This window comes from Perlucidibaca aquatica (assembly GCF_001676655.1).
GTDB classification, from domain to species: Bacteria; Pseudomonadota; Gammaproteobacteria; order Pseudomonadales; family Moraxellaceae; genus Perlucidibaca; species Perlucidibaca aquatica.
On the sequence record NZ_LZDB01000002.1, the window covers coordinates 368,986 to 390,345 of the forward strand.

Below are 21,360 nucleotides of genomic sequence, written 5' to 3' on the forward strand. Positions count from 1 at the left end.
ATCCAATTACTTGTCCACGAAGTTATCCACAGGAATTGGGGATAACTTCGTGGGCCCATTCGTCGGCATAAAAAAGGCCTCTGACGAGGCCTGTTTCAGGGTTTGTACTTGTGGAAATCAAGGGTTTAGTTTGATTTTCCCGATACTCCGTTCATTCAATGAGCCAAAGTAAAGCGTATCGCCCACTTGTCGGACGCTAGTGATGGGGGAATAGTTGCCTTTCCCACTGTCTTGCAGATTAGCCACAATGCCGCCACCCGTATTTAAACCCAAAGCCATGGCGCGATGCTCTACGAGCTTAGGGATGACGCGTAGCGCCCGCGCAAAGACCTTACGCATAAACGGATTATCGGCAAATGCGTCTAGGAAGTAGTTCCTTGGAGTGAAAATGGCGAGCCAGAAGCGATCTTGATCATTAAAGGTGATGTTGTCGGGAAGGCCTGGCAGATTGTCACGGAAGATATCTTGGCGGCCCGCCTTGGGGCCTTTAAGCCACAGTCGGGTAATGCGGTAGGCTCCTGTTTCGGTGACCAGGACGTAATCTTCGTTTGGCCCGAGAGCGACACCGTTAGCAAACTCTAGACCAGCAACTAAGGTTTTCGTCTCACCGCTGTGAAAGTCGTAGACCATTAAGCGACCATCACCCCGATGCTCCATCACGGCTTCGCCATCTTGACCGTAATGCCAACGAATGGAGGCATCACTGAAATAGGCATACTGGCCATCGGCCGAAATATCGACATCATCAGCAAAACCAAAGGGTACGCCGTCCGACTCGGTTGTGAGTAATTTCAACTCACTGTTCGCCATATTCAGCGCCATGAGGCCCTTAATACCGTCAGCAATAATGAGTCGGCCATCAGGATGCCACGCTAGACCTAAAGGCCTACCGCCGGTATTCACTAGCGTTTGTAGCGATTTCCCATCGGGACTGACGCGCACAATCCGGCCGTCTTGCAGACCCGTGAGGATATGTTCGTGTTCGTCTGCCAGAATCGCTTCGGGGCCGTAGAGTTCAAGGTTGCTGCCAATACGTTCAATGCCTGCCAGACGATTGTTTTCTTTGAACTCACCTTCGCTCAGTGAGGGTGCAGGCGGAGGCATCCAGCTCACAGGTTCGATAGGGGTTGGTGCAAACAACAAATAACCGGCGACAACAGCTAGGGTGAGTCCAGCCCAGTAACGCTTTTTCAAATTAGCCCCCTAGTTTTGCCACCCAAGGTAGCGGTAAATGTTGCATAAAAAAGCCAATCAGTGTCCAAGGGTACTTCGGCACGCAGGCGCTGGCCGGTTCACGATTAATGGCTTTGACCAGCGCGCGAGCGCCCACTTCAGCACTGACCTCGAAGGGGAGCTTACCAGCGCCTTCATTTAATTCCGTTCGAATATAACCCGGAAATAGGGTGGTGACTTTTATCGGAGTGTTAAGCAATTCGGCTCGAATACCTTCGCTGAGTAAAGCCAGTCCCGCTTTAGAGGCGGCATACGTCGTGAGGTGCTTAGGTAATCCGCGTTTGGCGCTCATGGAGGACACGGTGACCAAATGCCCCGCATTTTGCCGGCGGAAGATGCCGACGGCGGCCTCACATTGAGCAAGCGCCGCCACGAAGTTGGTTTCTGCGGTTTGCCTATTTATCTCGAAGTTGCCTTTGCCGATTCGTCTCCCATTACCAATACCGGCATTCACAATCACGCGATCCAGAGACCCAAACTCAGCTGCAAAGGCCTCGAAGACCTCGAAGACTTGAGCGTAGTCGGTAACATCTAAGGCGCGGACGGAGACGCGAACGCCATGGGCGCTTTGCAGTTCAACGCGAAGGGCTTCTAGGCGTTCAGTGCGTCGTGCGCATAAGGCGAGATCGTGACCTTGGGCAGCAAATTCGCGGGCCATGCCAGCGCCAATGCCTGAACTGGCGCCAGTAATTAAGATGGTTTTACGTTTCATTGTTTCAGCATCCGTAGGCAGGAAATTAGCGGTAAGTCAGTAGGTCGCGATGGCGGCCACTGAAATGGCTGTGTTCATTGAGGCTGATTAAGTTGCGCTGCGAGCTGCCCTGGCTTATGCGGCTGAGGCCGGCATTGGCGAGCGTTAGATTGACGCGGAACGTGGCGTCATCATTGAGGCCAAGCAGGCCTTGGCTGATCACCGAGATACAGCCGCCAGAGGTAAACACCAGTGCGCGACCACGCTTAGGCAGGGCGCTCAGCGCTTCGTCCAATGCTGCACGGGAACGCTGTTGGAAGTGTTGCCAAGATTCGTCGTAATCAGTGTCGTGAGTTCCGCCGACCCAACGCGCAATGGCTTGCCGGAACATCTGGCCGAACAGCTCGCCGGGGTTAGCGTGTTTCGCCATCTCGGCTACCAGCCAGTCGCGGTCACGGTAGCGTGGTTCGTAGCGCTCGATGACTTGTTCGTGATTAAACTCATTGAAGCCTGGCAGTACCTGCAAAGGCAGGTCTACGCCCGCCGCTTCCAAGCACGCCTCCGCCGTTTGCCGATGGCGCTTCATGGCACCAATAAAGACGGTATCCACGGGTTCTTCACGTTCACGCAGCACCGTGCCGAGGTGGCGTGCCTGTTCGTAGCCTAGCTCCGACAGCTGGTCATAGTCTGCTTTGCCAAAAGAAGCTTGGCCGTGACGAATCAGGGTAATGGCGGCCATGATCAGTGGGCTCCTTGTTTGGCAGCACGTTGGTCTGCGGCAATGACTTGCCGGCAACGACGCCAGATGGCCCAGTTGATGATCCAGAAGTTCTTAAAGGCGGGATTGTCGGTCTGCTTGTGGTGATAGCGGTAGTAAATTTGCTGCAAAATGGCCGCGACGCGGAACAGGCCAAAGACCTCGTAATACGCCCAGTGCTGAATGCTTACACCGGTTTTCTCTTGGTAATAAGCCACCACTTCGTTGCGCGTCAGCATGCCTTTCAGGTGGGTTGGTTGGCGACGTGTTTGACGCAGAATGCGGTTGTCGTCGGCTTGAATCCAGTAGGCCAGCACATTGCCCAGCTCCATCAACGGGTCGCCGAGCGTGGCCATTTCCCAGTCCAGCACGCCAATCACGCCTGACGGCTCATTGGCATCCAGCACCACATTGTCGAAGCGCCAGTCGTTGTGCACCACGCAGGTCGCCGAATCTTCCGGCGTATGCTGCTTCAGCCAGGCGCGGATGTCGGTGTAGCGCGGCACATTCCAGGTCTGCGCCTTCTCGTAGCGATCGCTCCAGCCATCGACCTGGCGCTTGCAGAAGCCGCTGCCCTTACCCAGCCGCTCTAAACCTGCCGCGCGCACATCGACCTGATGCAGAGCAATCAGCTGGTCCAGCGTGTTGGTGCAGAGTTGACGTACTTCTGCCTCGCTTAAAGTCAGTTCTTTCGGCAGATTGGCGCGCGGAATAATGCCTTCGATGCGGCGCATGACATAGAAGTCGCAACCGATCACCGACGGGTCCGTGCACAGGCCAATCATGTCTGACACCACCGGGTACACCGGCTTTAATGCATCTTGCACGGTGTATTCGCGCACCATGTCGTGCGCTGATTTGGCTTTCGTTCCCGCCGGCGGGCGGCGCAAAATGAGGTCATGGCTGGCGTACTTCAAACGGTAGGTCCAGTTCGATGCGCCACCGCTGTATTGCGTTACCTCGGGTAACCCCGGTGATAGCTGCGGTAATAGGGCACGCAGCCAGGTGTCGACTTTTTCTACGTCCAGTTCTTCACCGTGGCGGACAGTGCCGCCCACATCAATCAAGGCCATCTCGGGTTACCTCTCGCTACGCGGTTTCATGCCCTTCATGCTCTTTTGGAACATGCGGCTGTACAGAGCGTGAGGTAGGTAGCGCTTAGCCAGCCACAGGCGTTCACCCGCGACGTGGGGCAGGATATGCACCTGCTTTTTGGCGACCCCAGCTACGATGGCATCGGCGACTTGTTCGGCACTGAGTTTGCCGCTGGCGAGGAGCTTACTCATCATTTTGATCAAGCCCGGATCAGTGGCGCGCATGGTCTCGCCGAGATTGGTTTGAAAGAACGAGGGGCAGACCACACTGACATGAATGCCGTCGGCCATGAGTTCTTGTTCTAGGGTGGTGGTGAGTGCCACCACGGCAGCTTTCGACACGTTGTATGAGGCCATGCGCGGCACATCGAGTAAGCCGGCCATGGAAGCAATATTGACGATATGGCCGCTGCCTTGTTGCTTAAAAATCGGGGTGAATACTTTGCAGCCGCGTACCACGCCCAGCAGGTTAATGTTCAGAATCCATTCCCAATCACTCAGGGAAACGGTATCGATAGCGCCAGCCTGCGCGACGCCCGCGTTATTGATCAGCACGTCCAGCCCACCCCAAGCCTGCGCCAGCTCATCGGCAATCGCCTGTAAATCGGCCTCGCAAGTAACATCGGCATGGCGATAAAGCGCCTCAGCTGCGCCTGCGGTGGCGAGCTCCGTACGCGTGTTGTTGCCGCGCTCGTCATTGAGATCGGCGATGCACACGCGCCAGCCATCACGGGCATAGCGCAAGGCGAGGGCACGGCCAAGGCCACTGGCCCCGCCGGTAATAAAAACGCGGTTTTGCTGAGTCATGTCGAGGGTGCTTCTATTCATTATTTTCGGAAGAAAAAGCGTGATGACAACAAGTACACAGCTTGTGACCCTGCAGTCATAACTTCATGAGCGAGCTTATTTGCTGAAGCCGCGCTTAGCCAGCTCAATTTTGGCAATCACGCCTTTGTGAACTTCATCCGGGCCATCCGCCAAACGCAAGCTGCGCGCCTGCGCAAAGAAGGCCGTTAGCGGGGTATCCCGAGAGACGCCTGCGCCGCCGTGAATTTGTATCGCCATGTCCACCACCTGCTGCAGCACATTGGGCGCCACCACCTTGATCGCGGAAATTTCGGTCATGGCGGCAAAAGTCCCCACGGCATCCATCTTCCAAGCGGCATAGAGTGTGAGCAAGCGCGCTTGATCGATGGCGATGCGGGCTTCGGCAATGCGCTCGCGATTGCCGCCGAGATTGACCAGTGGTTTGCCAAAAGCGGTGCGCGAAATACCACGATCAATCATCAGCTCTAGCGCCTTTTCGGCAGCCCCGATGCAGCGCATGCAGTGATGAATGCGGCCTGGGCCTAGGCGGCCTTGGGCAATCGAAAAGCCCTGACCCGGCCCACCGATGAAGTTGCTCACCGGCACGCGCACATTGGTAAACAGCACCTCGCCGTGGCCGTGCGGCGCATCGTAATCGCCGAACACTGGCAGCATGCGCTGGATTTCTATGCCCGGCGTGTCCAGCGGCACCAGCACCATGGAGTGTTGGCTGTGACGACCCTTCTCCGCATCCGGCGTATGCGCCATGAAGATGGCGATTTTGCAGTCGGGATCGCCAATACCGCTGGACCACCACTTACGGCCATTGAGCACGATTTCATCGCCCTCGATGATGGCGGTGGCTTGCATATTCGTCGCATCCGAGGAGGCGACATCGGGTTCAGTCATGCAGAAGACGGAGCGGATTTCGCCAGCCAGCAGTGGCATCAGCCAATGAGCTTTCTGTGCCTCTGTGCCATAGCGCCAGAGCACTTCCATGTTGCCGGTGTCGGGGGCGTTGCAGTTGAAAACCGTCGGGGCAAGCAGGCTGCGCCCGGTCTGCTCCGCGATGTGTGCATATTCGGCAATGGATAGGCCGGCACCCAGCTCCTCGCTGGGCATCCACAGATTCCACAGGCCTTGTGCCTTGGCTTTGCGCTTGAGCTCCTCCAGCATCGCTGGATGCTTCCACGTGCGCCAGTCGCCATCGGGGTTGCTGGCATGCACCTCGGCCCAAAATGCGGGTTCGACGGGCTCGATGTGCTCGCGCATAAACGCTTTCACACGGGATACATAGTCTTGGCCGCGCTCGCTGAGTTCGAAATGCATAATGAAAATCCTGAATTGAGGAAATAACCAGTGACCGATCCTAGAGCCTGGCATACGATGCAGGAAATGATGATTTCTCATGGCGGGTCATGAATCAAATTAATAATATGGACTGGCCAGAACGCGCAGACAGGGGTCGTCCCGATATCGGTCGACTCGATCTCAATTTGTTCCGTGTCTTCGACACCATTTATCGCGAACGCAACCTTACGAGAGCGGCCGCGATTTTGTGCCTGAGTCAGTCTGCGGTCAGTCATGCCATTGGGCGTTTGCGTACGCAGCTAGGGGATCCCTTGTTTGTGCGCGAAGGGCAGGGCGTGTTGCCAACACCGCTGGCCGATCGACTCTGGCCAGATATCCAGGGAGCGCTGGCGCTGTTACGTCAAGCGGTACATCGCAGCCAAGTCTTCGAGCCGGCACGGGATATCAGTCAGATCACCTTGGCGATGAACGATGAGCTGGAGCCTAGCATCCTGCCGTTGTTGGTGTGGAAATTGCGCGCTCTTGTACCGACCCTACGCATCGCCAGTGTGCGACTGGATCGCGCCAGCCTGCGTGCCGACCTTGCCGCGGGTCGTCTCGATTGCGCTATTGATATTGCGCAACCAGTATCCGCCGACCTCTGTCATACCCTGCTATTGCAGGATGAATTTGTGGTGGTCAGTAGCGCCTCAGCGAACGCGGCACGCCCGCTGGATATCCAATCGTATTTGGCGGCACAGCATGTGACGGTGTCTTCGCGGCGAACAGGGCGAGCGGTTGAAGATCTGGGGCTGGCGAAATTAGGCTTAGAGCGGCAGGTGGTCATGCGTTGTCAGCACTACGAGGCGGCCTGCCGGGTTGTCGCTGCCTCGGACTTGTTGCTGACTCTGCCTAGGCGTCAGGCTGAGGCTATTCATGCCTCGGTGAAGAATGCCATTCTGACTTTGCCGGTTGAACTGCCCAAAATGGAGCTACACCTGTATTGGCATCGTCAGCGGGAGGCAGACCCTGCAAATCACTGGCTGCGTAAGCAGGTTCTTGCGGTCATGACACCGCCAAGGGCGTTATGACCGCGCGATGGGACGGCTTAGAACAGTTTGCTCAAATTCACCACGCTGACCACGCTGATTAACGTGCCCACCAGCATGAGCAGGGTACGTGTTTGCAAATGGCGGGTAATAAAGGCAGCAAAAGGTGCCGCAAATAAGCCCCCCACGGTTAGGCCCGCCACGAAAATCCACACGCTGCTGTCTAGAATGGTAAAGAACGTTGCGGCAACGGTTACGGTCAGAAAAAACTCCGCAAAATTAACCGAACCAATGGTGGTGCGCGGGTCGTGACCTGCACCAACGAGGGACGTAGTGACAATAGGGCCCCAACCGCCACCGCCAGTGGTGTCCATAAAGCCGCCAAATAAGGCGAGGGGAGCGACTTTTTTAGCCTCGATATCTCGTTTTAATTTAATGACCTTGAAGGCTTTGCTAAACACGTAAAGGCCCATCAGCAGGAGGTAGGCACTAATAAACGGTTTTAGCACCTGGCCATCCACATTCGTGAGGACATAAGCACCCAGCAAGGCACCGATGATGCCTGGCAAAAGCAGGCTCAACACCAGTCGTTTGTTCACATTGCCAAGCTTGAGGTGGGAAATGCCAGACACTCCAGTGGTGAACACTTCCGCGAGATGGGTCGCGCCACTGGCCATGGCCGGAGGTGCGCCGGCGGCTAGCAGAAAAGTGGTCGCTGTGATGCCGTAAGCCATGCCCAATGCGCCATCAATAATTTGCGCCAGCAGACCTACGCCCACCGCCGTCCAAAATAAGGGGTTATTTAGCGCCCCTTCAATGAGTTCCAGGCCAGACGCTGGGCCGCCGCCCCAAAAAAGGCGGTAGATAAAGTAGCCGACTAAACTGACCAGAATCGCGACGATCAAATAGCTGGCGAGGCGCAGCACCGGATGTTCTTGCGCGTGGGTGACCGCGTATTCCACGGGGGGCAGCCCCAGTGCTTCGTGCTCAGGGTTGATGGTTTGATCGTTTAGGTCGGGATGACGGATTTTCATGATTCAACTAATCGCAGAAGGGGCAGATGCGTATTGTAGGCAAGTCATTTGCGATCTAATAAGAATATTATTCTATAACTAAAGATCATTTGGTTATTACGGGTGGGCTACGCCGCATCGCTCATAAAAATGCCCCGGCACTTGCGTTACCGGGGCATTTATAGATTGGCCTTAACCGCAGAAGAACTTAGCGACCCAAAGCGGCTCGCAAGGGTGCAGTAAAGCGTTCTACCGAGCTTTTGCCTCTGACTTTGCCGTCAAATGCCAGCACATCATCCTCAATGGCGCTAAAGCGTAATTGCGGAATATCGCGCAGGTAATTTTGATCAACCAGCCAAGGTGCAGCACTACCTTGGCGTGGGAGTTGATCTGCAGCGCGGCGGATATAGCCGGATGACAGGCCGCCCAGCACGGTGTCTTCACTGAGCGGGTGGTTATTGGCGCGCGGTTCAACGGTGCTGTAGCCGTTACGATCCATATGCTTCAGCAAGCGACAGACGTACTCGGCAGCGAGATCGGCTTTCAGGGTCCAAGAGGCGTTGGTGTAGCCAAAAACAATGGCGGCATTCGGCACGCCATCAATCATTAAGCCTTTATAGGTCAGCTTTTCCTTCACCACGATGGGGGCGTTGTCTACAGTCGTTTTCACGCCGCCCAGTAGCTGCACGTTCAAGCCCGTTGCCGTCACGATGATATCGGCTTCCAGCGTTTCACCCGATTTCAGCAAAATGCCGTTAGCGGTAAAGCGCTCGATTTGCTCGGTATGGATAGAGGCTTTGCCGTTGCGCAGCACCTTAAACAGATCGCCATTGGGCACGACGCACAGGCGTTGATCCCACGGGGCATAGTCTGGTGTGAAGTGACGCATTTCAATGTTAGTGCCCACCAGTTGGCGCTTAACCATGCTCAGAATGAAGCGGCGAACAGAATCTGGGCGTGAACGAGAGGCCTTATACAGAGTGCGTTGAATGGCGATATTGCGGCCGCGATTCAGCTGATAAGCCAGTTTGGCTGGCAGCGTTTTCTGCAGCAGCTTGCTGACGGGGTCTACTGAGGGCACGGACAAAATATAGGTCGGCGAGCGCTGCAGCATGGACACATGAGCTGCTTTATCGGTCATGTTAGGGACCAGCGTGATCGCCGTGGCACCGGAGCCAATAATCACGACTTTCTTGCCCGCGTAGTCCAAATTCTCTGGCCAGAATTGTGGGTGCACGATCTGACCTTGGAAGTCAGCTTCGCCCGGAAACTCGGGGCGGAAACCTTCATCGTAGTTATAGTACCCGGAGCAACCGAGCAAGAAGTTAGCGGTGTACTCTTCGGTTTCGCCGGTTTCATCATTCACGGCGGCCACATGCCAGCGCTTATCGCTGGATGACCAATTAGCGGTGACCACTTTACGGCCAAAACGAATTTTCTGGTCTACGCCATACTCTTCAGCGGTTTTGCGAACATAGCCGCGGATCGATTCGCCATCAGCGAGAACGCGGGCTTCGGTCCAGGGCTTGAAGTTAAAGCCGAAGGTATACATGTCGGAGTCGGAGCGGATACCGGGGTAGCGGAACAAGTCCCAGGTGCCACCAATGGCATGACGACGCTCTAGGATGGCGATGGACTTGTTTGGGCATTCACGCTTGAGATGGCAGGCGGCACCAATACCAGAAATGCCGGCGCCGATAATCAAAACATCTTGGTGTTGAACAGACATAAAACAACCTCGGTTAAATAAGCCGAGGTAAAACTAAGACGAAAATGCGACGTCGTCAACTAATTTGACAATGCACGTTGTATCAATTGTCATTTCAGGTCGGCACTGGCGTGCTGTCGACCTGAAATGACAAGCCTTAGAGCTTGCGCAGGACCAGCGAGGCGTTTGTGCCACCAAAACCAAAACTATTCGACATCACTGTTTTTAGGCCGGCGTTATCGATGCGTTGCAGTGCGATAGGCAGACCAATCGCTTCTGGATCCAAGGTTTCGATGTTAGCGGAGGCGGTCACAAAGTCGTGTTGCAGCATGAGCAAGCAGTAGATGGCTTCCTGAACACCCGCAGCACCTAAGGAGTGGCCGGACAAGGATTTGGTGGAGCTGATGTGCGGCGCGGTATCGCCAAAGACAGCACGGATAGCGCGTAATTCAGCCAGATCACCCACCGGCGTGGAGGTACCATGGGTATTCAGGTAGTCCACCGGCGTATCGACTGTGGCCAGGGCCATGCGCATGCAACGCTCAGCACCTTCGCCGCTAGGGGCAACCATGTCAAAGCCATCTGAAGTGGCACCATAACCCACGATTTCAGCCAAAATTGGGGCGCCGCGCGCCACCGCATGGTCATAAGATTCCACCACGACCATGCCACCGCCACCGGCAATGACGAAGCCGTCTCGGTTCGCATCATAGGCGCGCGAGGCTTTTGTCGGCGTATCGTTATATTTGCTCGACATGGCGCCCATGGCGTCAAACATGCAGGACTCTTCCCAGCTTTCTTCTTCGCCACCACCGGCAAAAACAATGTCTTGTTTGCCGAGCTGGATCAGCTCCGAGGCATGACCGATGCAATGCGCACTGGTGGCACAGGCAGAGGCGATGGAGTAATTCACGCCTTTAATTTGATAGGCAGTAGCTAGGCAGGCCGAAATCGTGGATGCCATGGTCCGGGGTACCATGTAGGGACCGACGCGTTTCACCCCTTTTTCGCGCGCGATATCCGCTGCGAGCACCTGATTGATACTGGATGCGCCTCCAGAGCCAGCCACTAAACCGGTACGCGGATTAATGACTTGCTCTGGCGTCAACCCTGCCATGGCAATGGCTTTGCCCATGGCGATATAGGCATAGGCGGCGGCATCGCCCATGAAACGCAGCAGCTTTCGATCAATCAGCGCTTCCAAGTCCAGATCTCGAATACTACCGCTGACTTGGCTGCGAAAACCCATTTCAGCGTACTTGGTATTAGCTGAAATGCCTGAGCGACCATGGTAAAGACTGTCTTTAACGGTTTCTGGTTCTAAGCCGAGGCAAGAGGTAATTCCAAAACCGGTGATGACGACGCGACGCATTGCGTTCTCCGCTTAGAAATGATCGGTGCTAGTGAACAGGCCGACTTTCAGGTCGGTGGCCGTATAGATTTCGCGGCCATCAACGAGTACGCGACCATCGGCGATCCCCATGACCAGCTTGCGTTCAATCAGCCGCTTAATTTGAATTTCGTAGGTGATTTTTTGGTGATGCGGCAGCACTTGGCCAAAGAACTTGATTTCACCGGCACCGAGCGCGCGGCCCCGGCCCGGGTTACCGCGCCAGCCCAAAAAGAAACCCAACAATTGCCAAAGCGCATCCACACCCAAACAGCCTGGCATGACGGGATCGGTCTCAAAGTGACATTGGAAAAACCAGAGTGATGGATTGATGTCGAGCTCAGCAATAATCGACCCTTTTCCGTGCTCGCCACCTTCTCCGCTGATGTGGGTGATGCGATCCATCATGAGCATATTGGGCTGGGGTAGGCGCGCGTTGTTTTCGCCAAAGAGTTCGCCGCGGCCGCAGGCGAGCAGGTCTTCACGGCTAAAACTGGTGCGTTGGGTCGGGTCGCTCATAACATCCTTCAGTCAAGTCATTGATTGCGCTGCATCATAGCAAGCGGCTTTTGACAGAACGCTTACACAGTTGGCACTGAGTTGTTTCCAAGTGTTTCGAACGTATGTCAGCAAGATGACTGTTTTGTCGGCGTTCTGACGCTGGACAGCACTTAATGGGTGCGTATGATGCCCACTGCCTAAACCGGGTCTTTTGTTGCGAGGAATCATCATGTGGGTTGAGCTGGGTCAGTATGCACTGGTGCTCGCGTTTATTGTGGCCATTGTGCAGGGTACGTTGCCTTGGTGGGGCGTGGTGCGTGGGGACACACGCGTACAAGCCATGGCGCGAACCGCAGCCTTTACTCAGTTGGGCTTGTTGGTGCTGTCGTTTGCCTTGCTCACGCTGGCCTTCCTGCAAAATGACTTCAGCGTGGATTACATTGCCCGTCAGTCCAATACCTTATTGCCCTGGTGGTACAAGATTTCCGCCGTTTGGGGTGGTCATGAAGGTTCCCTGCTGCTATGGGCGCTCGTGCTGGCACTATGGACGGCCGCAGTGGCGCGCTTTTCGCAAGCCTTGCCTTTAGGCATGACGGCTCGAGTGTTGGCGATTTTGGGGCTCGTCAGCACGGCTATTATTAGTTTTATTCTATTCACGTCGAACCCGTTCAATCGCTTATTCCCCGACTTTCCGATTGAGGGCAATGACCTCAATCCGTTGCTGCAAGACCCTGGCCTCATCTTTCACCCCCCCATGCTGTACATGGGCTATGTTGGCTTTGCCGTGCCCTTTGCCTTTGCCATGGCGGGTCTAATCACCGGTCGCCTGGATAGCGCTTGGGCGCGTTGGTCGCGCCCGTGGGCATTAGCCGCATGGAGCTTCCTCACCGTGGGTATTGCGCTGGGTTCGTGGTGGGCGTATTACGAATTGGGTTGGGGCGGATGGTGGTTCTGGGATCCGGTAGAAAATGCGTCCTTTATGCCGTGGCTGGCAGGCACGGCACTTTTGCACTCTCTCGCCGTCAGTGAAAAGCGTGGTGTCTTTAAGGCCTGGACGGTGTTGCTGGCCATTATTGCTTTCTCGTTAAGTTTGCTCGGTACCTTCTTGGTGCGCTCCGGTGTGCTCACCTCTGTGCATGCGTTCGCCGCGGACCCCACGCGCGGATTGTATATTTTGGGCATCTTGATGGTGGTGGTGGGCGGCTCGTTAAGCCTGTTTGCCTGGCGAGGAGCGGCTTTGCAACGCGAAAGCAATCATGGCCCGTTTTCGCGGGAGATGTTCCTGCTGCTGAATAACTTGTTCTTGCTAACGGCCACTGTCATTGTGTTGTTAGGCACTTTATTCCCCCTGATCGCGGATGCACTCGAACTTGGTAAGTTCTCGGTGGGTCCACCCTATTTCAATCTGCTGTTCGTGCCGCTCACCCTGCTATTGCTGGTGTTTTTGGGCGTGGGGCCATCCACTAATTGGAAGAAGCAATCAGCCGATGTGATCTTACTGCCGCTGCGTAAGGTGCTATTGGCGGCGATAGTGATTGCGATCGGCCTGCCATTGATTTTCTTTGGCGATTGGCCGTGGCATGTTGGCGTCACCGTTGGCCTTTGCGCTTGGGTTTTGGGCAGCCAGTTGGTGGATATTGCGCGCAAGACGCAGCACGCCAGCACGCGTCGACAGGGTTTAAAGAAGCTCACCCGTAGCTACTGGGGCATGCAGTTGGCGCATCTGGGGCTGCTAGTCATGGTGCTGGGCATTGCTTTCACCACAACGTATAGCGTCGAAAAGGATGTACGTTTGGCACCGGGCGAAAGCATCACGGTGAACAATTACACGTTCCATTTTGAGGGTGTAGCAGATCACCAAGGTCCCAATTATGTGGCTCAGCGCGGTACGTTAATTGTCAGCCATGATGGGTTTGTAGAAACGTTGCACCCGGAAAAGCGCATTTATCGCGTGCAGCAAAACCCAATGACCGAAGCGGCGATCTCAGGCAATGCCTTCCGAGATTTGTATGTGGCCTTAGGTGAGCCTTTAGATGCCGGTGCTTGGGCCGTGCGTATTTATCATAAGCCCATGATTCGCTGGATCTGGTTCGGCGCTTTGATGATGGCGTTGGGTGCCCTGTTATCCATGCTGGATAAGCGTTATCGCTTGAAAGCGGCGGGAGGGCGTTGAGATGAAACCCTCACTGCGCAAAGGCTTTATCTTCGGCTTGCCCTTGGTGCTGTTTCTGGCTTTGGCCGTGTTACTGGCGAGCAGAAATGGGGAAGACCCGTCTTATCTACCGTCTGCCCGTTTACAGCAACCTGTACCGGCCTTTAGTTTGTCTAGCCTGGAAGATCCCGAACGCATGCTGGACCCTTCGATTTTTCAGGGTCAGGTTTCCTTGTTAAATGTGTGGGCCACCTGGTGTGTGTCCTGTCTGGTTGAGCATCCGGTCCTGCTCAATATTGCGGCTGACGGCGTTCGCATCATCGGCGTGAATTACAAAGATGACCGCCAAGCCGCTCAGGCTTATTTACGTGAGCGCGGCAACCCGTTTGCTGACACGGTATTTGATGAGCGCGGTGACCTAGGTCTGGACCTCGGCGTTTATGGCGCACCAGAAACCTATCTGATCGATGCGCAAGGCCGTATTCGATATCGCGCCGTGGGAGTTCTTGATGCTAAAGCCTGGCTGCAGGAGTTAAAGCCACGCTATGACGCCGTGCGGGCGGAATCCGCAGGAGCGAAATGATGAAGTATTTAGGGATTGTTCTAGGGCTTTTACTGACCGTCACTGCACAGGCGGCGATTGATGTGCGTGAGTTTCGTAGCCCTGTCGATGAGGCTCGCTATCGTGCGCTGATCGATGAGTTGCGTTGCCCAAAATGTCAAAACACCAACTTAGCCGGATCAGATGCCGGCTTGGCTGATGACCTTAAGGAGCGGGTATTCGAGCAAATCCAAGCGGGCAAAAGCGACAGCGAAATTCGCGACTATTTAGTCGCTCGCTATGGTGACTTCATCAGCTACAAACCCCCGATGAAAGCCAGCACCTTACTGTTGTGGTGGGGCCCTGCTTTATTGCTGGTGAGTGTGGGCTTTCTCCTCTGGCGTCGTAGCTTGCGTAAGCCGGCTCGCGTTAATCCGTTAAATGCCGATGAGCAGGCGCATTTACAGCGCCTGTTAACCGGTAGTGCTCAGCCTCCGATTGATAGCGAGCCCCGCGCATGATGAATTCTGTTTTAGTGCTTTCGCCCATGCTGCTCGTGGCGCTTTTACTGACCTTGCTGGTGGTATTTGCCCTGCTGTGGCCATTGCGTGGCCGCAACGTGAATGCCGGTCACTCCGTACGTCAACTGAGTGCGCAGGTCTATCGCGATCGTCTCGATGAGCTGAATGCCGATTTGTCCACGGGGCGACTCGAGGCCGAGACCTATGCTCAGTTAAAACTGGAGCTGGATCGCGGTGTTTTGGCTGACACAACGGCGGATGCTCGGATTCCGGTGGCGCAGCATTCGTCGGTGAAGCCGCTGGCATTTGTTTTGTTAGTGTCGGTGCCGGTGCTCACTCTAGCGCTGTACTTGGGTTATTTCTTGAATCCGCAGGTCGCGCCCGATTTGAAGAATCAAGCGTTATTGGCCCCCAGCATTGATGCCATTCTGGCCGGCAAAGAGCCGGAGGCCGAGGCTAAAAACACTAGCCTGCAGGACTTCATGCGTGCCTTGCAGCGTCGCGTTCAGGCCGAGCCACACAATGCCGATGCCTGGATGACGCTGGGTTTAGGCTTCCTGCAAGCTAAAGATTATGAGCCGGCAAAAGTCGCGCTTGCGCGTGCCGCGGAATTGCGACCGGAAGATATTCAAGTCGTGATGACCTATGTGCAGGCCACCATCATGACGCAAGACGGCGCCATGGACCCGGTGGCACGAGGCCTGTTGGGGCGCATTCTGCGCGAGCAGCCCGACCATCAGGGCGCGTTGCTCATGTTGGGTATGGGCAATTTGCGCGCCGGTGAGCGTGAGCAAGCCTTAGCTGTGTTGACGCAATTGCAGATGCTGCGGGCAGCAGAAGTGGCGGCCAATAACGGTCAGCGCGACAGCGAAGCCGATCAGCGCATCGAACGCTTAATCCTTGAGGCGCAGCAGGGGCCTCAGGTCGCCGCTGCCGGTATTCAGATTGAAGTCGCCCTTGATCCTGAGTTGGCCCGTCAGCTGCCTGCTGAGGCCGCGCTGTTTATTTTTGCGCGTACGCCCTCGGGTCCGCCCATGCCGGTCGCGGTGCTGAAGCGTCCGATTGCGCAGTTCCCGCTGCGGGTGACATTGACCAATGCCGACAGCCTGCAACCCACACGCTTACTGTCGGATCAGAAAGAGTTAGTGCTTCAGGCCAAGATATCCATGACCGGCAATGCCACGCCAGCAGCGGACGATTGGCAAGCCGTGCCAGTGCCTGTCACAGAGGCTAATACCGGTATGGTTCGCTTGCGTATTACGAAGACCCGCTAGTCACCGGGGTTTCGTCGCATTTTGACGGTGGCATCAGGCGTCAAGTCTTGTGAAAACAGGGTGTTGGCGAGTATTCTTGCCACCTTGTTTTTGGGAGTGTGTTGGATGCGTATTATTCTTCTCGGCGCGCCGGGTGCAGGTAAAGGCACTCAGGCTCAGCTCATCATGAACCGTTATGGCATCCCGCAGATCTCCACGGGCGATATGTTGCGTGCAGCCGTTAAGGCTGGCACCCCGCTTGGTGTTGCCGCTAAGCAAGTCATGGATGCCGGTGGTTTGGTGTCTGACGACATTATTATTGGCTTGGTTAAAGAGCGCATCGCGCAAGCTGACTGTGCCCAAGGTTTCCTCTTTGATGGCTTCCCGCGCACGATTCCACAGGCTCAGGCCATGATTGATGCCGGCGTGAAGATTGATCATGTGGTGGAAATTCGCGTTGAAGACAGCGAAATCATTTCTCGCTTGTCGGGTCGCCGCGTTCACCCGGGCTCGGGCCGTGTCTATCATTTGCAATACAACCCGCCCCAAGTGGCTGGCAAAGATGATGTGAGCGGTGAAGATTTGGTACAGCGCCCAGACGACAGTGAAGAAACTGTGCGTAAGCGTCTCGACATTTACCACAGCCAGACACAGCCCTTGGTTGGATTTTACCAGTCCTTGGCTCATCAACCGGGCGCAGCGAAGTACAGCTTAGTTCCGGGTGTGGGCTCGGTAGACGAAATTACTGAGCGTATGTTTGCTGCTCTTGCCTAAGAAAGAGTGCGATAGAAGCAACCTACGTTGCAGTCTTGTCAGCTTTCGCCGCGCTAGTCGCGGCGTTATGCTTTTTGGTCTTTCATAAATGGATTGGGGTCACTAATGTCTTCGTGTTCTGCGAGCGCACCACGTCAACGCATCGGCATTATTCTGGCCAATTTAGGCACACCCGATGAGCCTACCGCAGCGGCGGTGAGAAGCTATTTGCGTGAGTTTCTGAGTGATACCCGCGTTATTGAAGTGCCTCGGATTATCTGGTTTTTTATTCTGCGCTTGTTTATTTTGCCCTTGCGCCCCCGTCGAGTCGCCGAGGCCTATGCCAGTATTTGGGCGAATGAGTCGCCCATGCGGACGACTTTGTTGGCGCAAGTTGCGGCGGTGCAGGCACGTTTGCAGGAACATTACCCCGACCTCGATATCACCGTGCTGCCGGGCATGAGCTACGGCAAGCCGAGCTTTAAAGCTGCCTTGGACCAATTCAGTGCGGCCGGCATTGAGCGGTTTATTGTCTTGCCGTTGTTTCCACAGTATTCCGCAACATCAACCGGGCCGCTCTACGACCAGCTCGGCACCTGGGTTAAGCAGCAGCGCAACTTGCCCAGCTTGCATGTGGTGCGCGATTACCACACGCATCCCGCCTATGTAACGGCGTTGGCAAACAGCATTCGAGCCCATTGGCAGGCCCATGGCCGAGCCGACAAATTACTGTTTTCGTTTCATGGCATTCCACAGCCCTACGCCGACAAAGGCGATCCCTATCCGGCGCAATGCCGAGCGACAGCCAGCGCCGTGGCCGCAGAGTTAGCGCTAAAAGAGGGCGAGTGGGCGCAGAGTTTTCAGTCTCGCTTTGGACTGCAGGAATGGGTCAAGCCATACACCGATAAGCTGCTGGAAAGTTGGGGCCACGACGGTGTGGGTTCAGTGCAGGTGCTGTGTCCCGCATTCTCGGCGGACTGCTTAGAGACACTGGAAGAGATTGCCGTAGAGAATCACGACGCATTCATTGAGGCGGGTGGCAAACGCTATGAATACATTCCGGCGCTCAATGCGAGTGCCGCGCACATCGACTTGTTTGTGTCTTTATTGCAAGGGCCGATTCAGGCGGTGAGTTGTAGCGGCTGCCGCGTCAGTGCGGTGCCGTGTAGTCGCTGTCAGTGTTGAGGTTGGCAAAGCTGCTGGCCTCGGCATCGAGGATGACCTGCACCGCGTGTTCGGCCTGACACCAATCGCGCACCCGACGCTGTCCTGCGTGTAAGCGTTCGCTAAGCCCTGTCGCTAAGTCCGTATGCACGAGCATGTGCAGCCAGTGCGTCTCTTCAGTCCCATCCGGCAGGCGTAAAGCGGCGACGGCCATCTTGAGCTCAGGTTGAGCATTCAGTGCCTGCCCACGCTGCAGGCCTTGCCACAGCTGCTGGCCCAAATCGCGAGGGAGTTGCGGCGTATCGACCGGGGTGATCAGTACCCAGCCCGCAGGCATCCGAGTTAGGCAGCTGGCAATGCCGGCTAATGGTCCGGGATAGTCTGGCCATGTATCGCTGACCACCTGTGTGAGTGAGCATCCTGGTATATCCGCATAACGCGCCTTGTTGCGGTTGGCACTAATCCACAGCTGCGCCACTTGCGGCAATAATCTGTCGGCGACATGCGCGATTAAGGGCTGGCCCTGCCATGGCAGCCAGGCTTTATCGGCACCCTGCACGCGACGACCCGCACCGCCGGCGAGAATGAGGCCAGTCAATGGTGGGCAGGCGAGGCTGGGTGTCTTCATGTCGGCACAGTGGGGAGAAAGAGGCGCTATGCTAACGCGGATTTACATGGTCGTCGTCAGCGAAACCAGCAAGGCTTTGCTACACTCCTAGCCCTATCCGTGTGAGTCGCTGTTATGCCTATCGCTGTGCCTATTGCAACCTCCGCTGTGCGCACAGCACTCGGCCCTGACGGCGCATTTGCTCAGCAGATTCCTGGCTATCAACCCCGTGAACCGCAAATCGCCATGGCCGAGGCCGTGGAGCAAGCGCTGAGCGAGCGCAGCTTGTTATTGGTAGAGGCCGGAACTGGCACGGGTAAGACCTATGCGTATCTCGTGCCAGCGATTTTGTCGGGTAAAAAGGCCATTGTGTCTACGGGCACGCGTAACTTGCAGGATCAGCTCTTTCATCGCGACCTGCCCATGGTGCGTAAGCTGCTCGGACGACCGGTGCGTACGGCCTTGCTCAAAGGGCGCAGCAATTACTTGTGCCCGTATCGATTGCAACAACACCTCGATGAAGGGGAGTTTGAGTCCAAGCAAATCGTGCATGACTTGCATCGCGTGGCCGCCTGGGCGGGCAAGACCGAGCAGGGCGACATTGCTGAGCTGCTAGACATTGCCGAAGACTCTATGGTCTGGCCATTGGTGACCAGTACGGCAGATAACTGCCTCGGTCAGGAATGCCCTAAGGTCGACGATTGCCCCTTAATGAAAGCGCGGGCTAAAGCCACTGAGGCCGACCTGATCGTGGTCAACCATCATCTCTTCTTTGCCGACAAAGCCTTGAAAGATCGCGGATTTGGCGAGCTGCTGCCGGAAGTGGATGCGGTCATTTTTGATGAAGCGCATCAGCTGCCGGAAACGGCGGCGATGTTCTTTGGTCGCAGCCTGTCATCGCGCCAGATTCACGATTTGCTCGCCGACTCCCTGCGTGAAGTATTAGCCGCGGGCGGCGATCTGCGCGGCATGAATGACTTGGTGTCGAATTTGGAAGTGCGTCTCGCACACTTCCGCTTGCTGATGGGTGAGGAGTCGCGAAAAGGCGTGTGGGCAGACATTTCTGAGCATCCAGAATTACCGGCTGCCATCACGGCAGTGGAAATGGCCATGGCCTGCATCACTGAAGCGCTATCGCCACTCAAGGACAAGAGCAAGGGACTGGAGAGCTGCCATCGCCGGGCTGAAGAGCTGGCCGAGGCATTTACCGAGCTGACCGGTGAGACGCCGGAGAACCAAGTGCATTGGTTCGAGACGTTCCGCAAAGGCTTTATTTTGCAATGGACGCCGCTGGAAGTGTCGCAGCCCTTTCGTGAACTGCTCGATCGCGAGCCGATGGCGTGGATTTTGACCTCGGCGACGCTGGCCGTGCGTGAAGATTTCCGTCACATCAGCGCGCAATTGGGGCTGCCAGCGGATGTGGCCACGTTGCAATTGCCCAGTCCGTTTGCCTATGAGCAGCAAGCCTTATTTTATGTACCGCGCGGGCTGCCAGATCCGGGGGCTATGGACTACACCCGTGCCTCCTTAGAGGCTGCCCTGCCGATATTGCGCGCTAGTCAAGGCCGTGCCTTTTTCCTGTTCACTTCGCATCGCGCCCTGAAAGAAGCCGCCGAGTGGTTGCCGCGCCAGTTGGACTACACGTTTTTGGTGCAGGGCACTCAGCCTAAAGCCGAGCTATTGCGCCGCTTTGCCAACACGCCCGACTGCGTCTTGCTCGCCACCGGCGCGTTCTGGGAAGGGGTGGATGTGCGCGGTCAGGCATTGTCGCTGGTTATCATCGATAAACTTCCGTTTGCGTCGCCGGGTGAGCCAGTTGTGGCTGCGCGTTTAGATGCGTATAAAGCGCGAGGTCGCAACCCGTTCACGGCCTATCAGCTCCCGTCGGCTATTATTGCGATGAAGCAAGGCGCCGGGCGCTTGATTCGCGATGTGATGGATACCGGCGTGCTCATGGTTTGCGATCCGCGTTTAGTGGGGCGGCCGTATGGCCAGCTTTTCGTACAAAGCCTGCCACCCATGCGGCGCACACGAAGTCAGCAAGAAGTTGAAGCTTTCTTTAAATTTATTAATAGCTTGGAGCCTGTGTCAGCATGATGACTGGCATCACCCTATTGGCGTTAGAAACGGCCACTGAACATTGCTCTGTGGCCATTTGGCAGCGCAACGCTAACGGTCAGCTCAGCGTTTTGGCGCGTCGTCAGCATGCGCCGCGTCAGCAAACTGAACTCATTCTGCCCATGGTCGATGAACTGCTGGCGGAGTCTGGCCTCGCATTGGGGCAGCTCACCGCAATTGCCTACTCCTGCGGTCCGGGCGCATTTACTGGCGTTCGCATTGCGGCGGCAGTGGCGCAAGGCCTGGCCTTTGGTGCGGATTTGCCGGTGGTGCCGGTGGGCAGCTTACAAACACTCGCGCAGGCTACCCACCGACAGTTTGGGGCTCGTTTGGCGTTGGCTGCCTTTGATGCGCGTATGCAAGAAGTCTATGCCGGTGCTTATGCGGCGGATGCCGCCGGCTTAATGCAACCTCTGACTGGCGATGTGGCCGGTGCGGCCGCGCAGCTGCCAGAAACCTTCCTGCACGCTTGGCGGGATGCGGTTAGCACGAGTGATGGCTTAGCTGTTGCTGTCGGTTCGGGATGGGAAAGTTACCGTGACTCGCTAGAGCAGGCCTTGCCGGTACAGCACGTCTATGCTGAGCTCGCGCCAGATGCGGAAGATGTAGCCTTGCTCGCCAGTGTCTCGGTAGATGCCGGTTTGGCGGTCGCGCCTGAGTTAGCGTTACCGGTGTACCTTCGCAACGATGTCTGGAAAAAACTACCAGGGCGCTAAGT

20 protein-coding genes are annotated in these 21,360 nt (G+C 56.0%); 9 read left to right on the forward strand and 11 right to left on the reverse strand.

What is annotated here, in order from left to right; genetic code table 11:
- Positions 1-117: 117 nt before the first annotated feature.
- From A8710_RS05350 to A8710_RS05375, 6 genes are all read right to left on the reverse strand, one after another.
- Positions 118-1,194, reverse strand: coding sequence for an SMP-30/gluconolactonase/LRE family protein (locus A8710_RS05350; protein WP_068858461.1), 1,077 nt, complete (start codon positions 1,192-1,194; stop codon positions 118-120).
- Between the two features lies 1 nt (position 1,195).
- On the reverse strand, positions 1,196-1,945 hold the full coding sequence (locus A8710_RS05355; protein ID WP_068858462.1) for an SDR family oxidoreductase: 750 nt from the start codon (positions 1,943-1,945) through the stop codon (positions 1,196-1,198).
- Positions 1,946-1,970: 25 nt separating this feature from the next.
- Positions 1,971-2,663 carry a histidine phosphatase family protein gene (locus A8710_RS05360; RefSeq protein WP_068858463.1) on the reverse strand — a complete coding sequence of 231 codons (693 nt, stop codon included), beginning with the start codon at positions 2,661-2,663 and terminating at the stop codon, positions 1,971-1,973.
- A gap of 2 nt (positions 2,664-2,665) precedes the next feature.
- Entirely contained in the window at positions 2,666-3,754 is a 1,089-nt protein-coding gene (locus tag A8710_RS12315) for a phosphotransferase family protein (protein WP_068858464.1), read from the reverse strand.
- 6 nt (positions 3,755-3,760) lie between these two features.
- Complete coding sequence (locus A8710_RS12320; protein ID WP_068858465.1) at positions 3,761-4,582, reverse strand: SDR family oxidoreductase; 822 nt, start codon at positions 4,580-4,582, stop codon at positions 3,761-3,763.
- Positions 4,583-4,678: 96 nt separating this feature from the next.
- Complete coding sequence (locus A8710_RS05375) at positions 4,679-5,911, reverse strand: acyl-CoA dehydrogenase family protein (RefSeq protein ID WP_068858466.1); 1,233 nt, start codon at positions 5,909-5,911, stop codon at positions 4,679-4,681.
- A gap of 89 nt (positions 5,912-6,000) precedes the next feature.
- Between A8710_RS05375 and A8710_RS05380 the strand changes: the two genes are divergently transcribed.
- Positions 6,001-6,963: a LysR family transcriptional regulator gene (locus A8710_RS05380; protein ID WP_068858467.1), complete on the forward strand. Its 963-nt coding sequence runs from the start codon at positions 6,001-6,003 to the stop codon at positions 6,961-6,963.
- Positions 6,964-6,980: 17 nt separating this feature from the next.
- Here the strand turns inward: A8710_RS05380 and A8710_RS05385 are convergent, their stop codons facing one another.
- The 4 genes from A8710_RS05385 to fabA all read right to left on the reverse strand — a co-directional run bounded on the left by A8710_RS05385 (position 6,981) and on the right by fabA (position 11,551).
- Positions 6,981-7,955: a sulfite exporter TauE/SafE family protein gene (locus tag A8710_RS05385; protein WP_068858468.1), complete on the reverse strand. Its 975-nt coding sequence runs from the start codon at positions 7,953-7,955 to the stop codon at positions 6,981-6,983.
- 187 nt (positions 7,956-8,142) lie between these two features.
- Positions 8,143-9,663, reverse strand: a complete 1,521-nt coding sequence (locus A8710_RS05390) for a flavin-containing monooxygenase (RefSeq protein ID WP_068858470.1) — start codon at positions 9,661-9,663, stop codon at positions 8,143-8,145.
- 136 nt (positions 9,664-9,799) lie between these two features.
- Positions 9,800-11,014: a beta-ketoacyl-ACP synthase I gene (gene fabB / locus A8710_RS05395; RefSeq protein ID WP_068858472.1), complete on the reverse strand. Its 1,215-nt coding sequence runs from the start codon at positions 11,012-11,014 to the stop codon at positions 9,800-9,802.
- 12 nt (positions 11,015-11,026) lie between these two features.
- Positions 11,027-11,551, reverse strand: coding sequence for a bifunctional 3-hydroxydecanoyl-ACP dehydratase/trans-2-decenoyl-ACP isomerase (gene fabA / locus A8710_RS05400; protein ID WP_068858474.1), 525 nt, complete (start codon positions 11,549-11,551; stop codon positions 11,027-11,029).
- 211 nt (positions 11,552-11,762) lie between these two features.
- On the opposite strand from fabA, the gene A8710_RS05405 reads away from it, so the two are divergent.
- From A8710_RS05405 to hemH, 6 genes are all read left to right on the forward strand, one after another.
- Positions 11,763-13,706: a heme lyase CcmF/NrfE family subunit gene (locus tag A8710_RS05405; RefSeq protein ID WP_068858476.1), complete on the forward strand. Its 1,944-nt coding sequence runs from the start codon at positions 11,763-11,765 to the stop codon at positions 13,704-13,706.
- 1 nt (position 13,707) lies between these two features.
- Positions 13,708-14,268 (forward strand): DsbE family thiol:disulfide interchange protein, encoded by a 561-nt coding sequence (locus A8710_RS05410; RefSeq protein ID WP_082968682.1) that lies wholly within the window; start codon positions 13,708-13,710, stop codon positions 14,266-14,268.
- Positions 14,265-14,747: a cytochrome c-type biogenesis protein gene (locus A8710_RS05415; RefSeq protein ID WP_227512992.1), complete on the forward strand. Its 483-nt coding sequence runs from the start codon at positions 14,265-14,267 to the stop codon at positions 14,745-14,747. The genes A8710_RS05410 and A8710_RS05415 overlap by 4 nt, the downstream gene beginning before the upstream one ends.
- Positions 14,744-16,021 carry a c-type cytochrome biogenesis protein CcmI gene (gene ccmI, locus A8710_RS05420; RefSeq protein WP_068858480.1) on the forward strand — a complete coding sequence of 426 codons (1,278 nt, stop codon included), beginning with the start codon at positions 14,744-14,746 and terminating at the stop codon, positions 16,019-16,021. The genes A8710_RS05415 and ccmI overlap by 4 nt, the downstream gene beginning before the upstream one ends.
- 105 nt (positions 16,022-16,126) lie before the next feature.
- On the forward strand, positions 16,127-16,774 hold the full coding sequence (gene adk, locus A8710_RS05425; protein WP_068858482.1) for an adenylate kinase: 648 nt from the start codon (positions 16,127-16,129) through the stop codon (positions 16,772-16,774).
- A 105-nt stretch (positions 16,775-16,879) separates the two neighbouring features.
- Positions 16,880-17,938 (forward strand): ferrochelatase, encoded by a 1,059-nt coding sequence (gene hemH / locus A8710_RS05430; protein ID WP_068858484.1) that lies wholly within the window; start codon positions 16,880-16,882, stop codon positions 17,936-17,938.
- Here hemH and mobA read toward each other — a convergent pair.
- Positions 17,904-18,545, reverse strand: a complete 642-nt coding sequence (mobA, locus tag A8710_RS05435) for a molybdenum cofactor guanylyltransferase MobA (RefSeq protein WP_068858486.1) — start codon at positions 18,543-18,545, stop codon at positions 17,904-17,906. The two genes, hemH and mobA, sit on opposite strands and share 35 nt — an antisense overlap.
- Positions 18,546-18,659: 114 nt before the next feature.
- Between mobA and A8710_RS05440 the strand changes: the two genes are divergently transcribed.
- The gene (locus tag A8710_RS05440) at positions 18,660-20,621 is read left to right on the forward strand and encodes an ATP-dependent DNA helicase (RefSeq protein ID WP_068858488.1); all 1,962 of its coding nucleotides are present in this window, start codon (positions 18,660-18,662) and stop codon (positions 20,619-20,621) included.
- Complete coding sequence (tsaB, locus tag A8710_RS05445) at positions 20,618-21,358, forward strand: tRNA (adenosine(37)-N6)-threonylcarbamoyltransferase complex dimerization subunit type 1 TsaB (protein WP_227512993.1); 741 nt, start codon at positions 20,618-20,620, stop codon at positions 21,356-21,358. Before A8710_RS05440 ends, tsaB begins: the two co-directional genes overlap by 4 nt.
- Positions 21,359-21,360: the final 2 nt, after the last annotated feature.

What these genes read in the sequence shown, in the direction of transcription:
- A8710_RS12320 (WP_068858465.1), bottom strand. Translation starts at nt 4,582, where the DNA reads ATGACTCAGCAAAACCGCGTTTTTATTACCGGCGGGGCCAGTGGCCTT.
- A8710_RS05390 (WP_068858470.1), bottom strand. Translation starts at nt 9,663, where the DNA reads ATGTCTGTTCAACACCAAGATGTTTTGATTATCGGCGCCGGCATTTCT.
- A8710_RS05410 (WP_082968682.1), top strand. Translation starts at nt 13,708, where the DNA reads ATGAAACCCTCACTGCGCAAAGGCTTTATCTTCGGCTTGCCCTTGGTG.
- ccmI (WP_068858480.1), top strand. Translation starts at nt 14,744, where the DNA reads ATGATGAATTCTGTTTTAGTGCTTTCGCCCATGCTGCTCGTGGCGCTT.
- adk (WP_068858482.1), top strand. Translation starts at nt 16,127, where the DNA reads ATGCGTATTATTCTTCTCGGCGCGCCGGGTGCAGGTAAAGGCACTCAG.
- A8710_RS05385 (WP_068858468.1), bottom strand. Translation starts at nt 7,955, where the DNA reads ATGAAAATCCGTCATCCCGACCTAAACGATCAAACCATCAACCCTGAG.
- A8710_RS05355 (WP_068858462.1), bottom strand. Translation starts at nt 1,945, where the DNA reads ATGAAACGTAAAACCATCTTAATTACTGGCGCCAGTTCAGGCATTGGC.
- A8710_RS12315 (WP_068858464.1), bottom strand. Translation starts at nt 3,754, where the DNA reads ATGGCCTTGATTGATGTGGGCGGCACTGTCCGCCACGGTGAAGAACTG.
- mobA (WP_068858486.1), bottom strand. Translation starts at nt 18,545, where the DNA reads ATGAAGACACCCAGCCTCGCCTGCCCACCATTGACTGGCCTCATTCTC.
- A8710_RS05380 (WP_068858467.1), top strand. Translation starts at nt 6,001, where the DNA reads ATGAATCAAATTAATAATATGGACTGGCCAGAACGCGCAGACAGGGGT.
- tsaB (WP_227512993.1), top strand. Translation starts at nt 20,618, where the DNA reads ATGATGACTGGCATCACCCTATTGGCGTTAGAAACGGCCACTGAACAT.
- A8710_RS05415 (WP_227512992.1), top strand. Translation starts at nt 14,265, where the DNA reads ATGATGAAGTATTTAGGGATTGTTCTAGGGCTTTTACTGACCGTCACT.
- hemH (WP_068858484.1), top strand. Translation starts at nt 16,880, where the DNA reads ATGTCTTCGTGTTCTGCGAGCGCACCACGTCAACGCATCGGCATTATT.
- A8710_RS05375 (WP_068858466.1), bottom strand. Translation starts at nt 5,911, where the DNA reads ATGCATTTCGAACTCAGCGAGCGCGGCCAAGACTATGTATCCCGTGTG.
- fabB (WP_068858472.1), bottom strand. Translation starts at nt 11,014, where the DNA reads ATGCGTCGCGTCGTCATCACCGGTTTTGGAATTACCTCTTGCCTCGGC.
- A8710_RS05440 (WP_068858488.1), top strand. Translation starts at nt 18,660, where the DNA reads ATGCCTATCGCTGTGCCTATTGCAACCTCCGCTGTGCGCACAGCACTC.
- A8710_RS05405 (WP_068858476.1), top strand. Translation starts at nt 11,763, where the DNA reads ATGTGGGTTGAGCTGGGTCAGTATGCACTGGTGCTCGCGTTTATTGTG.
- A8710_RS05360 (WP_068858463.1), bottom strand. Translation starts at nt 2,663, where the DNA reads ATGGCCGCCATTACCCTGATTCGTCACGGCCAAGCTTCTTTTGGCAAA.
- fabA (WP_068858474.1), bottom strand. Translation starts at nt 11,551, where the DNA reads ATGAGCGACCCGACCCAACGCACCAGTTTTAGCCGTGAAGACCTGCTC.